Annotated in this window: 10 protein-coding genes; 7 read left to right on the top strand and 3 right to left on the bottom strand. The window is 72.8% G+C overall.

Translation table 11 applies throughout. From position 1 onward, the window contains the following. Positions 1-26: 26 nt before the first annotated feature. Positions 27-599 carry a DUF2239 family protein gene (locus tag LG388_RS26115; protein ID WP_225785459.1) on the bottom strand — a complete coding sequence of 191 codons (573 nt, stop codon included), beginning with the start codon at positions 597-599 and terminating at the stop codon, positions 27-29. Positions 600-880: 281 nt separating this feature from the next. On the opposite strand from LG388_RS26115, the gene LG388_RS26110 reads away from it, so the two are divergent. The 5 genes from LG388_RS26110 (at position 881) to LG388_RS26090 (ending at position 5,832) form a co-directional block, all read left to right on the top strand. Then, positions 881-1,525, top strand: coding sequence for a paraquat-inducible protein A (locus LG388_RS26110; protein WP_225785458.1), 645 nt, complete (start codon positions 881-883; stop codon positions 1,523-1,525). Positions 1,526-1,692: 167 nt separating this feature from the next. Then, positions 1,693-2,340: a paraquat-inducible protein A gene (locus LG388_RS26105; protein ID WP_225785497.1), complete on the top strand. Its 648-nt coding sequence runs from the start codon at positions 1,693-1,695 to the stop codon at positions 2,338-2,340. Continuing rightward, complete coding sequence (locus LG388_RS26100; RefSeq protein ID WP_225785457.1) at positions 2,333-4,000, top strand: intermembrane transport protein PqiB; 1,668 nt, start codon at positions 2,333-2,335, stop codon at positions 3,998-4,000. The genes LG388_RS26105 and LG388_RS26100 overlap by 8 nt, the downstream gene beginning before the upstream one ends. Beyond that, positions 3,997-4,638: a membrane integrity-associated transporter subunit PqiC gene (locus LG388_RS26095; protein WP_225785456.1), complete on the top strand. Its 642-nt coding sequence runs from the start codon at positions 3,997-3,999 to the stop codon at positions 4,636-4,638. Before LG388_RS26100 ends, LG388_RS26095 begins: the two co-directional genes overlap by 4 nt. A 60-nt stretch (positions 4,639-4,698) precedes the next feature. Continuing rightward, entirely contained in the window at positions 4,699-5,832 is a 1,134-nt protein-coding gene (locus LG388_RS26090; protein ID WP_225785455.1) for a DnaJ C-terminal domain-containing protein, read from the top strand. Between the two features lie 44 nt (positions 5,833-5,876). Here LG388_RS26090 and LG388_RS26085 read toward each other — a convergent pair whose 3' ends face one another. Further along, positions 5,877-6,035: a hypothetical protein gene (locus LG388_RS26085; protein WP_225785454.1), complete on the bottom strand. Its 159-nt coding sequence runs from the start codon at positions 6,033-6,035 to the stop codon at positions 5,877-5,879. A 108-nt stretch (positions 6,036-6,143) separates the two neighbouring features. Between LG388_RS26085 and LG388_RS26080 the strand changes: the two genes are divergently transcribed. Continuing rightward, a complete protein-coding gene (locus LG388_RS26080) occupies positions 6,144-8,522 on the top strand; it encodes a Tex family protein (protein ID WP_225785453.1) in 2,379 nt (792 codons plus the stop codon). Positions 8,523-8,612: 90 nt separating this feature from the next. Next, positions 8,613-10,010: a type II toxin-antitoxin system HipA family toxin YjjJ gene (yjjJ, locus tag LG388_RS26075; protein WP_225785452.1), complete on the top strand. Its 1,398-nt coding sequence runs from the start codon at positions 8,613-8,615 to the stop codon at positions 10,008-10,010. Between the two features lie 29 nt (positions 10,011-10,039). Here yjjJ and LG388_RS26070 read toward each other — a convergent pair whose 3' ends face one another. After that, positions 10,040-12,820 (bottom strand): Hsp70 family protein, encoded by a 2,781-nt coding sequence (locus LG388_RS26070; protein WP_225785451.1) that lies wholly within the window; start codon positions 12,818-12,820, stop codon positions 10,040-10,042. Between the last annotated feature and the right edge of the window lie 3 nt (positions 12,821-12,823).

Below are 12,823 nucleotides of genomic sequence, written 5' to 3'. Positions count from 1 at the left end.
GCAGGGGCAAGGGGGACGGGGCCTTCTCAGGGCGCGGCGCCGCCGGCCCATCCGGGCTCGGCCAGCTGCCGCACGTAGCGGGCCACGTCGGCCGGCCAGTCGCTCACATAGCTGTCGAAGCGCGCGCGTTCGCCAGCGAACAGCGAGCGCGCGGCTTCCTCGAAACCGGGCAGTTCGCTGCCCAGCAGGCTCATCACGCGGTACGCCGCCTCGCGCGCGGCGCGCACGCTGTCGCGCTCGGCGTAGTTGCGGCGGGCCTCGTCGATCAGCCGGCGCAGCGCGACCGAGGCGCCGCCGGGCTGGCGGCTCAGCCAGTCCCAGTGGCGCGGCAGCAGCGTCACTTCACGCGCCACCACGCCCAGCTTGGGCCGGCCCACGCCGCGCGCCGGGGCTTCGTCGGCGGCCGGCGCGGACGTGCTGCCTTCCGGGCGCAGATCGAGTTCCACCCGCGTGCCCGTGTTCGCTTCAAAGACGAGGGCCGAGGCGCCGTCCGGGTGCGCGCGCAGGGCGGCCAGCACCTCGTCGCGCGTGCCCGTCGCAATGCGGCGCTGCGCTGCAAAAGCAATGAGCAAAGGGGGAAGAGGGGTGTCAGCAGACATGCGCAAATTCTACCCGGGCAAAAGATGGATGTGCAATACACCCGGGCAAAACAGGCGGCGGCCCGCTGAGCGCGCGGGCGCGCGTCAGCGGAAGCCGCGGCTCGCGCGGGGGCAGGACGGCGTCACGCACAATGCGCGGCCATGGATCCGAGCCCGGTGCCTTTCCGTTTCGTCCCCACCGCCCCCGCCGTCCCCACCGACACGCGGCGCACGCCGGTGCGCCCCGGCGCGGGGCGCGCTGGGCCGTGCGGGCGCGTGCGGCATCCGAAGGACGTTGGGCGATGAAGGAAGCGCCGGGCCTGGTGGTGTGCGAAGGCTGCGATGCGGTCTATCGCCGCCCGAGCCTGCGGCCGCGCGAGATCGCGCACTGCCGGCGCTGCGGCACCGAACTCGCGCGCCACCCGGGCATGCAGCAGCGCCGCCTGCTGCCTCTGGCGGTGGCCTGCCTGATCCTGTTCGCCATCGCCAACCTCTTTCCCATCGTCGAGATCGAACTGCAGGGCCTGCGTAGCCAGACCACGCTGTCGGGCGCAGTGGTCACGCTGGCGGGGGAGGGCATGTCCGTGGTCGCGCTGCTCGTGCTGGCGACCACGCTGCTCTTTCCGCTGCTGCAGCTGTGCGCGCTGTGCTACCTGCTGGTGCCGCTGGCGCGCGGCGTGCGCCCGCCGGGTTTCGCCGGGCTGGTGGGCCTGCTCCAGGCGCTGCGGCCCTGGGGCATGGTGGAAGTGTTCCTGCTCGGTGTGCTGGTGGCGATCATCAAGCTGTCGGGCATGGCGACCGTGGTGGCGGGGCCCGCGCTGTGGGCCTTCGTCGGGCTCACGGTGCTGTTGACTGTCGTGATCTCCTTCGACCCGCGCGGCTTCTGGGAGCTGGCCTATGACGGCCCGACGCCCGCCCAGGTGCAGGAGGCGGAGCAGGCGGCATGAGCGAACGGCCCAGCCCGTGCGAACCCGGCCCGCCGCAGCGGCCCGGTGCCGCCCGCGCGGGCTGGCGTGCGGCACGCGTGCAGGCGCGGCTCGACGCCCTGGCCGCGCAGGCCACGCCCTTCACGCCGGTCCATGCCGGCCGGGGCGAGGCCCTGACCGCCGCGCAGATGGGCCTGCTGTGCTGCCACCGCTGCAACGCCGTCTGGTCGCAGGCGCAGGAAGGCGAGCGGTGCGGGCGCTGCGGCGCCGCGCTGCGGGCCCGCAAGCCGCACAGCATCGAACGCACCTGGGCGCTGCTGATCGCGGCCGCGCTGATGTACCTGCCGGCCAACCTGCTGCCGGTGATGATCACCAAGAGCCTGTTCGGCACGCAGCAGGACACCATCCTCAGCGGCGTCATCTTCTTCTGGGTCAGCGGCTCGTACGGGCTGGCGGCGCTGATCTTCACCGCGAGCTTCCTGGTGCCGCTGTTCAAGCTGGCGGCACTGTTCGTGCTTGTGGCCATGGCGCAGCGCGGCAGCGCCTGGCGGCTGCGGGAGCGCGCGCGGCTCTACCACCTGCTGGAATTCATCGGCCGCTGGTCCATGCTCGACGTGTTCGTGGTCGCGCTGCTGGCCGGGCTGGTGCAGATCCAGGGCTTTGCGGTGGTGCAGGCCGGCGTGGGCATCGCCGCCTTCGGTGCCGTGGTGGTGCTGACCATGCTCGCGTCGCTGAGCTTCGACCCGCGCCTGACCTGGGACGGGCCGCAGCCCGCCGCGCCGGCCCTGGCCCCTCTTGCGACAATGCCTGCCGCCCGCCCCCCGACGAATGACTGAAGCGCCCCGATCCGATTCGCCTTCCGCCGCCGCTCCCGCCCTGGCCGAACCCCGCGTGGTGCGCCGGCGCGACTGGGTGCCGTCGCTGATCTGGCTCATTCCCATCGTGGCGGCCCTCGTGGGCATCACGCTGGTGGCCAAGATCCTCTGGAACCGCGGGCCCGAAATCATCCTGACCTTCCAGACCGCCGAAGGGCTGGAGGCCAACAAGACGGCCGTCAAGTACAAGGACGTGCAGATCGGCACCGTGCAGAGCATCCGCCTGGCGCGCGACCGCACGCATGTGCGCGTGCTGGTGCAGCTGGACAAGGACGCTGCCGAAGGCTTCACCGCCAAGGACGCGCGCTACTGGGTGGTGCGACCGCGCCTGGACACCTCGGGCATCTCGGGCCTGGGCACCTTGCTCTCGGGCGCCTACATCGGGGCCGACGCGGGCGTGGAGGCCGAGACCAGCGAGGAGTTCGACGGGCTGGAAACGCCGCCCATCGTGACGCGCGACGCGCAGGGCCGCCAGTTCACCCTGCGCGCGCGCGACATCGGCTCGCTGGACATCGGCTCGCCGGTGTACTACCGCCGCATCAAGGTCGGCCAGATCGCCTCGTACACGCTGGACGAGGACGGACGCGGCGTCACCCTGCGCGCCTTCGTCAACGCGCCCTACGACCGCTTCGTGGGCGTCAACACGCGCTTCTGGCATGCCAGCGGCGTGGACGTGCAGGTGGGCGCGAGCGGCGTCACGCTGCGCACGCAATCGCTGGCCACCATCCTGCTGGGCGGCGTGGCCTTCCAGGCGCCCGACGACCAGATGGGTCCGCTGGCGGAGCCCGAAGCCGCCTTCGCGCTGGCCGAGGACGAGGCCACGGCCATGAAGCCGCCGGACGGGCCGGCGCAGACCCTGCTGCTGTACTTCAACCAGTCGCTGCGCGGCCTGTCGCCGGGCGCGCCGGTGGACTTCCGCGGCGTGGTGATCGGCGAGGTGCGCTCGATCGGCGTGCAGTTCGACCGCGCCGAGCGCGAGTTCCGCATGCCCGTGCTGGTCACCATCTACCCCGACCGGCTGCGCCGCGCCGACGTCAGCGGCCAGGGCGGCGCGCAGCCGGCGGCCGAGTCGCGCTTCACCCAGGCCGAGCGCCTGCGCTTCCTGGTCGAGCGCGGCCTGCGTGCGCAACTGCGCACCGGCAACCTGCTGACGGGCCAGAACTACGTGGCCCTGGACTTCTTCCCCAAGGAAAAGCCGGTCAAGGTGGACACCGAGCAGACGCCCATCGAACTGCCCACGGTGGCCAACAGCCTGGACGAGCTGCAATCGCAGGTGCAGGAGATCGCCACCAAGATCAACCGCATTCCCTTCGAGGAACTGGCGGCCGATGCGCGCAAGTCGCTGGCCACGCTCAACAGCACGCTGACCGCGGCGGAGAGCACGGTGACGGCGATCCGCAACGACGTGACGCCCGAGATCGCCGCCGCCCTGAAGGACGCGCGCAAGACCATCGACACCGCCGGCCGCACGCTGGCCGAAGACGCGCCGCTGCAGCAGGACCTGCGCCAGACCCTGCAGGAGCTGTCGCGCACGGCCGCCTCGGTGCGCGTGCTGACCGACTACCTGGAACGCCATCCCGAATCGCTGCTGCGCGGCAAGCCCAAGGATCCGAGCCGATGAGACGTTTTGCTGAAGCCTGGACGCCCGCAGGGCGCCTGGCCACGGGCGCTGCCTGGGCAGCCGCCCTGCTGCTGGCGGGGTGCGCCAGCGTGCCCGACCGCTATTACACGCTGGCTCCGTCGCCGCACGGCCTGCCTGCCGCCGCCGCGGCCGCGCATGCGCCGCTCGCCATCGAGGTGGCGCCCGTCGGCGTGCCCGAACGCCTGGCGCGGCCGCAGATGGTGCTGCGCAGCGCGGGGGCGGCCGAGGTGCGGGTGCTGGAGCAGCACCGCTGGGCCTCCTCGTTCGAGCAGGAATTGCGCGACGCGCTGGGCAGCGGCGTGGCCGCGCGGCTGGGGGCCGCCGACGTGACGCGCGGCGGCCGCACGCCGGGCCAGGCCGTGTGGCGCATCGGCGTGCAGGTGCAGGCCTTTGAGGCGGTGGAGGACGCGCAGGTCGACACCCGCCTGCAATGGCGGCTGCGCCGACCCGATGGCACGGACGCGGGCGGCTGCGCCTGGGCGGGCCAGGAAGCCGTGAGCGGCGGCATCGACGCCGTGGCCCAGGGCGCGCAGCGGCTCACGGCCCGCGTGGCGGAGGCGCTCGCGCGGCAGATCACCGCGCTGCAGGGCGGGGCCGTGCTGCGTTGCGAGGGCTGACCCGGCGCGGCACAGGCGGGGCGGCTGGGGCGCTCCGGGCATTCCATTCAGGGAGTTGAGGTGTACGCGAAGTCGACCGCATTCGACGAACTGGGGCTGGCCGAGCCGGCCAGCGAGCGCGAGATCAAGGCCGCCTGGCGGCGCCTGGCCTCGCAATGGCACCCGGACCGCAACCCCAGCGCCGAGGCCGTGACGCGCATGCAGCGCATCAACCGCGCCTTCGACGCCATCCGCGCGGCGGGCTTCCGCAACCCCGTGGGCTGGTCGCCGTACGAAGAGCCGACCGACTTTGCGCACGCACCCGAGGCCCCGCCCGGGCCACCACCGGCGCGGGCCGCCGATGCGCCGGCGGCCGATCCGCCCGGCGCATCGCCCGAGGCGGGCACGGCGGACACGGCAGGCGCCGCGCCGCCGCGCAAGCCCCTCCTGCGCCGCGTGAAGCTCACGCTCGAGGAAGCGGCCGCGGGTTGCGTGAAGGTGTTGCGCGGCAAGACGCGGCAGGACTGCGCGCCTTGCGAGGGCGTGGGCCAGACCGGCCCCACCTTGCGCTGCGCCGCCTGCCGCGGCAGCGGCGAGCAGCGCGCCCATTTCTTCGGCTGGCCCGGCGCCGCGCAAGCCTGCGAAACCTGCGAAGGCAGCGGCCAGGTGCGCCACGTGTGCAGTGCCTGCCAGGGGCAGGGCACCGTGTCGCGCCACTACGAGGTGAAGGTGCGGATTCCGGCCGGCGTGCGGCCGGGCGACCGGCTGCATGTGCCCAGCCGCCAGGCCGGGCGCCAGGCGCCGCCCGCCGACCTGGAGGTGACGGTGCAATGGCTGGCGCATCCTTTCTTCGTGGTCGATGCCGATGGCACGCTGCGCTGCGAAGTGCCGGTCGACGGCTTCGCCTGGCTGGCGCAGCAGGACGTGCAGGTGCCCACGCTGGCCGGCCTGCAGCCGCTGGGCCTGCGCCGTGACCGGTTGCAGTACGTCCTGCCGGGCCAGGGTTTTCCGCCCAGGCGCGGGGCCCAGGCGGCGCGGCCCGATCAGGTGGTGCTGCTGCGGCCGGTCTTTCCCGCCGCCATGAGCGATGCCCAGAACGCCTGGCTGCAGCAGCTGAGCGCCAGCCTGGCGGCCGACGCGCCGCCCGCGCTGCAGGAGTGGCAGCGCCGGGTGGCCGCCTGGGCCCCGGGGCGCCGCAAGCCCGCCCCCGCCTGAGCGGTGCGCGAGGCGCCGGCGCACACGCAGCGCCTTGCGGCCGCTCAGCGGCCCACGGGCGTCACGCGCCGCTGCCAGAAGGGCGGCAGCAGGTCGAACAGCGGCGAGGGCTCGCGCTGCAGCGGGTGCGCCGCCACGGGCGCTCCCACGGTCGGGAGCGGCCCGCCTGCGTCCACATGGGCCAGCTGCTGCATCCACAGCACGTTGAAGCTGCCGTCGGGCGAAGTCCGCGGGACAGGGCGGCGGCACCCGGACACCCCGGGGCCCTATGGCAAACTTCCGCGCTTTTCCCCAGGGTAGACCGTTCGACGATGCAGAAGATCATTCGCCAGATCGCCACCGAGCTGAAGGTGGGCGAGCACCAGGTCCAGGCCGCGACCGACTTGCTGGATGGAGGTGCCACGGTGCCCTTCATCGCCCGCTACCGCAAGGAGGCCACGGGCGGGCTGGACGACGCGCAGTTGCGCGAGCTGGAAGTGCGGCTGACCTACCTGCGCGAACTGGAGGAGCGCCGCGTGGCGGTGGCCAAGGCCATCGACGAGCAGGGCAAGCTCACGGACGCGCTGCGCATCGCCATCGCCACCGCGCCAACCAAGCAGGAACTGGAAGACATCTATCTGCCTTTCAAGCAGAAGCGCCGCACCAAGGGCCAGATCGCGAAGGAATTCGGCATCGAGCCGCTGGCCGACAAGCTGCTGGCCGACCCGACGCTGGACCCGGCCGTCGAAGCGCAGGCCTTCCTCAAGCCCGCGACCACGCTCGATGACGGCAAGCCGGGCCCGGATTTCTCGACCGTGCCGGCCGTGCTCGACGGCGTGCGCGACATCCTTTCCGAGCGCTGGGCCGAAGACCCGGCGCTGGTGCAGTCGCTGCGCGAATGGCTGTGGGCCGAGGGCCTGCTCAAGTCCTCGCTGGTGGCCGGCAAGGACGAGAACAACCCCGACGTCGCCAAGTTCCGCGACTACTTCGACTACGACGAACCGATCGGCCGCGTGCCTTCGCACCGCGCGCTGGCCGTGTTCCGCGGACGGCAGCTGGAGATCCTCGATGCCAAGCTGGTGCTGCCGGTGGAGCCCGAACCGGGCAAGCCCACCGTGGCCGAAGGCCGCATCGCGCTGCACCTGGGCTGGAGCCACGCGGGCCGCAAGGCCGACGACCTGATCCGCAAGTGCATCGCCTGGACCTGGCGCGTGAAGCTCAGCCTGTCGAGCGAGCGCGACCTGTTCACGCGGCTGCGCGAGGAGGCCGAGAAGGTGGCGATCAAGGTCTTCGCCGACAACCTGCGCGACCTGCTGCTGGCCGCGCCGGCCGGCCCGCGCGTGGTGATGGGGCTGGACCCGGGCATTCGCACCGGCGTGAAGGTGGCCGTGGTCGATGCCACCGGCAAGCTGGTCGACACCGCCACCGTCTTCCCGCACGAGCCGCGCAAGGACTGGGAAGGCTCGCTGCACACCCTGGGCAAGCTGTGCGCCAAGCACGGCGTGAACCTGATCGCCATCGGCAACGGCACCGCCAGCCGCGAGACCGACAAGCTGGCCGGCGACCTGATCAAGCTGCTGGCCAGGATGGCGGCCCAGGCCGGTGCGCCCGAGATGAAGGTCGAGAAGGTGGTGGTGAGCGAGGCGGGCGCCTCGGTCTACTCGGCCAGCGAATATGCGAGCCAGGAAATGCCCGACGTGGACGTGAGCCTGCGCGGCGCCGCCAGCATCGCGCGGCGGCTGCAGGACCCGCTGGCCGAACTGGTGAAGATCGACCCCAAGAGCATCGGCGTGGGGCAGTACCAGCATGACGTGAACCAGAGCGAACTCGCGCGCACCCTGGGCGCCGTGGTCGAGGACTGCGTGAACGCCGTGGGCGTGGACCTCAACACCGCCAGCGTGCCGCTGCTGTCGCGCGTGTCGGGCCTCACGCCCAGCGTGGCCAAGGCCGTGGTGCGCTGGCGCGAGGCGAATGGCGCCTTCGCCACCCGCAAGCAGCTGATGGAAGTCACGGGCTTCGGGCCCAAGGCCTTCGAGCAGAGCGCGGGCTTCCTGCGCATCCGCGGCGGTGCCGACCCGCTGGACATGACGGGTGTGCACCCCGAGACCTACCCGGTGGTCGAGAAGATCATCGAAAAGACCGGCAAGCCCGTGGCCGAGCTGATGGGCCGCGCCGAGATGCTCAAGACGCTGAAGCCCGAACTCTTCGCCAACGAGAAATTCGGCGTCATCACCGTCAAGGACATCCTGGGCGAACTCGAGAAGCCCGGCCGCGACCCGCGCCCGGACTTCAAAGTGGCGCGCTTCAACGAGGGCGTGGAGGACATCGCCGACCTCAAGGAAGGCATGATCCTCGAGGGCACCGTGAGCAACGTGGCCCAGTTCGGCGCCTTCGTGGACCTGGGCGTGCACCAGGACGGCCTGGTCCACGTGAGCCAGCTGGCCCACAAGTTCGTCAACGATGCGCGCGAGATCGTCAAGACCGGCGACATCGTGAAGGTCAAGGTGATGGAAGTGGACGTGGCCCGCAAGCGCATCGGTCTGTCGATGCGGCTGGATGCGTCGCCCGCGCGGCGCGACGGGCCCCGCGAGAACCGCTTCGAAGGCGCGGGCCGCAGCCCGCAGAGCCACGGTTCGCGCCGGGACAATTCGCCGCAGCCCGCAGGCCAGATGGCCAATGCCTTCGCCAAGCTGCAGGGATTGCGCAAATAATCCCATCACATCAGGCCGCGTGATTTGTCTATGCATATGATTTGAAAGAGATTTATTGATTAGAATCGAATCAATAATCTCTTCAGATCAATGCCTGCCGCTGCCATTTCGAGCCCCGAAGCCCTGCGCCAGCAACTGGCGCGGCAGGCGGCCGCCAGCACGCCCGAGCTGGCGGCCGCGCTCGGCGTCAGCGTGCCGACCGTGCAGCGCCTGCTGGCCCGGCTGCCCGCCGACGAACTGCTGACGGCGGGCAAGGCGCGCCGCACGCGCTACGCATTGGCGCGGCCCTTGCGCGGCGGGCCGGCCCGGCAGCCCGTTCACGCCGTCGATCCGGAAGGCCGGCTGCACCTCGTCGGCATGCTCACGCTGGTGCGCCCCGAGGGCTGCTGGATGGACCTGTCGGCGACGGCCTGGCCGGTGCCCGAAGAGGCGCGCGACGGCTGGTGGCCCGGCTTGCCCTATCCGCTGCACCAGATGCGCCCGCAGGGCTACATGGGGCGGCAGTTCGCGCGGGCCGAACACCAGCGGCTGCAGGTGCCCCTCGACCCGGGCCAATGGAGCGATGAAGACGCGCTGTTCGCCATGAGCCAGGCGGGTGCCGACCTCAGCGGCGACCTGATCGTGGGCGACGGCGCCTGCACCCAGTGGCTGGCCGAACGCGCGGGGAACGTGCCGGGTACGGAGCCGGTGCCCGAGTCCGGCGTGATCGCGCATTACGCGGCGCAGGCGGCCCAGGCCGTGGCCAGCGGCGTGCCGGGCTCCAGCGCCGCAGGCGAGTTCCCGAAATTCACGGCCCGGCGCGTGCTGGCCGATGCGGCCACGCCCCATGTCATCGTCAAGTTCTCCGGCCAGGAGCCGTCGGCCACAGTGCGCCGCTGGTCCGACCTGCTGGTGTGCGAGCACCTGGCGCTGCAGCAGGTGGCGCGGCTGCCGGGCCTGCGGGGCGCGCGCAGCCGCGTGCTGCAAGGCGAAGGGCGCACCTTCCTCGAGGTGGAGCGCTTCGACCGGCACGGCGAGGCGGGCCGCAGCCCGCTGGCGGCGCTGGACGTGATCGATGCCGCGTTCGTGGGCAGCCTGCGCGCCGACTGGCCGCAGGTGGCCGCCCGCCTCGGCGACCTGGGCCTGCTGGATGCGGCGCAGCAGGCGGCCGTGCAACGCCTGTGGTGGTTCGGCCGCCTCATCGCCAACACCGACATGCATGCGGGCAATCTCGCCTTCATGCCCGACGGGCAGGGCGCGCTTCGGCTCGCTCCCGTCTACGACATGCTGCCCATGCGCCACGCGCCGCTGCCCGGCGGCGAAGTGCCCACGCGCGCCCCGGAGTTCAGCCTGCCGCTGCCCGCGCAGCGCGTCGCCTGGCTGGAGGCCTGCACGGCCGCGCTGGCCTTCTGGCGCGAGGCGGCCAGCGATGCGCGCATCAGCGAAGCCTTCCGTGCCGCCTGCCGGGCGCATGCGCAGCAGTTGGAGACGCTGCGCGAGCGCGCCTGAAGACCGCCCGTGCGAGCCGGCCCGGCCGCTCAATCCCACAGCAGCACCAGCCCCGGCGGCAGCGCATCGCCGAACACGCGGCGCTGGTCGGCTTCGTCCAGCATGCGCACTTCGCGCACCATGGCGACCCAGCTCGGCGCTGCGCGCGCGGCTTCCAGCTGGCGGGCGATCTGCTGGCGCAGGGCCTGCGGCAGGTCGCGCGCGCGGTCGCCAGTGGCGCGCGCGATCTGGGCCACGGCGAAGGCGGCAGGCTCATGGCGGGGCCAGTCCGGGTGATCGGTGGCGATGCGCGCCAGCCAGGCCTCGGCGACAAGGGCCGGCACCGCGTGGTGCGCGCTCGCGTAAAGCGGCTGCCGCGCGCCCAGGCGGCCCAGCGCCCACCAGAGTTCGGCGGTGGAGCCTGCCTTGCCAGGCGGCCGGCCCGCAGCCTCCAGCCGCTGCAGCAGCCAGCCGCCGAACTGGGTCTTGTGCGCGGTGCCTATGCGCTCGAAGCTGGCGGCCATGCGCAGCAACGCGTCCAGCGCCTGCATGGGCGGGCCCTCGGGCTTTTCGACGTCGGTGCCGCCTGCGGGCTGCAGGTAGTAGGCGATGACCTCGTAGACCATCTCCTGCGCCTGGGCGTCGAGCCCGCCCGCGATGCGGCGCCAGAGCGTCCACCATTCCGACCATTGCTGCGCGTCGTGGCTGTGCGCGATGCCGGGGCCGAACAGTTCCCACATCTGCGCCATGCGCCAGCCGTCCAGCGGGTCGCCGTAGCCCGGGCGCAGCGTCCAGCCCGCCAGGTTGAACCAGGTGCGCTCATGCGGCAGCGAGCGGCGGCGCCGGCGCGCGCCTTGCAGCAGGGCGTCGAAAAGGGCGCGCAGCAGCGGCGCGTCCCAGCGGGCGCGGTCGCCCAGCAGGCGCTCCAGCGTGGCGCGCAGCTGGCGCACCTCCTTGGCGTCCACGTCCTGCTTGCGGCCGCCGTACACGCGGTCGATGGCCGCCAGCGCCTGCGGCAGGCGTGGGTGCGCCGTGGCGGGCGCGTCGCCCACGTCCTCGCCGGCTCCGGCCGCGCGCAACTGGAATTCCAGCTTCCATCGCTGGGGCGGCTGGGGATGGGAAGCGCAGGGCTCCCGGGTCTGCACGCAATGCACTTGCAGCGTGCCCACTTCGGTGACCTGCGCTTCCAGGTGCACCTGCACATCGCCCGCCGCGCCCTCGCGCGGCTGCAGCACCGTGGTGATGGGCGGCAGGCGCTGGAAGCCGCCTTGCGCGCCGTCTTCGTCCAGCCTGGCAAGGTCACCGGCACGGTGGCGCCGGTCGACGGCGCTGGTCGCGAGGTTGAAGCGCACCGGCCGGCCCAGGCGCAGGCTGAAGCGCTGGGCCGTGAGCCGCACGGTCTCGCCCTCGGGCGTGCCGTGCGGCAACACGCAGACGCCCTGGCCGTCTTCGAGCGCCAGGTAGTAGGCGCGCGCGGCGCCACTGCGGATGCGCGGCGCGCTGCCGGCGCGGGCCATGGCATAGGCGACCGCGCCGCGCGCGACGGCGGCGTCCAGCTGCGGTGCGTCGAGCAGGCGGATCGGCGTGGCACCGGCGGGCTGCCAGCTGCGCAGCGTGGCCAGCAGGCGCTCGCGCAATACCTGGGCGTGGAACACGCCGCCGTTGAGCAGCACGGTGTCGGGCAGGGCGCCGCCCTGGCGCTGCAGGAAGGCGGCGATGTGGCGCGTGATGGCGGCGTCGCTGGCATAGGGCAGGCCGAACTCGACCAGCGCCCCGCGCGTGCGCTGCACTTGCGCGTCGGCCGCCACCTGCGGGAAGAAGCCTTCGACCAGCAGGCGGTCCACATCGGCGCGCGACAGCAGGGCCGAGCGCGCGCCGCCGATCAGCCGGCTGCCGCTGCCCTGCAGCGTGACCGTGGTCTCCACCGGCCCGTCGGGCGCCAGCAGGCGCTCCTTGGCGCTGCGGCAGCGCTGCGTGAGCTGGGCCAGCTGGATGGCGCTCAAGCGCTGGCCCGGCTGGCCGCCGGACAGCCGCGGCTCGATCCAGCGCGCCAGCGCGAGGTCCATGTTGTCGCCGCCCAGCACCAGGTGGTCGCCCACGCCCGTGCGGGCCAGCTGCGGCTGGCCTCGGGCGTCCAGCGTCACCTCGATCAGCGTGAGGTCGGTGGTGCCGCCGCCCACGTCGACCACGAGCAGGCGGCGCGTCCCGGCCAGCTGCTGTGCCAGGTCGGCGCGGTGGGCATGGACCCAGTCGTAGAACGCGGCCTGGGGCTCCTCGATCAGGTGGACCGGCCCCAGGCCGGCCAGACGCGCGGCCTGCAGCGTGAGCTCGCGCGCGCCGTCGTCGAATGAGGCAGGCACCGTGAGCACGGTGGGCTGCGCGGCCAGCGGCGCCTCGGGATGGGCCTGGTCCCAGGCCTGGCGCAGGTGGCGCAGGTAGCTCGCGCTGGCCTCGAGCGGTGAGACCTTGGGCACCTCGTCCGGCGCACCCCAGGGCAGGATGGCGGCTGTGCGGTCGACCGCAGGGTGCGACAGCCAGCTCTTGGCGCTGGCGACCAGGCGCCCCGGCGTTTGCTGGCCCAGCTCGCGCGCGAAGGCGCCGAGGATGGCCGGCTCGTCGGACGGCCAGGGCAAAGGAAGATCGGCCGCCGCCAGCGCGCCCTCGGCCGCATGGAAGCGCAGCGAGGGCAGCAGCGGCCGCGGCGCCACTTCGCCGGCCGCGATGCTCTGCGGGATGGGAAAGACCTGGATGCCGTCCGCACTGAGCGGCGCGAAGGCCAGCACGGTGTGGGTCGTGCCCAGGTCGATGCCGATGCGGAAGGCGGCCGCCATCGG

Source organism: Xenophilus sp. Marseille-Q4582, assembly GCF_916700565.1.
In the GTDB taxonomy this organism is placed as follows: Bacteria; Pseudomonadota; Gammaproteobacteria; order Burkholderiales; family Burkholderiaceae_C; genus Xenophilus.
The sequence above is the reverse complement of the archived record's forward strand: the minus strand, read 5'-3'. Positions and strand labels throughout refer to the sequence as shown.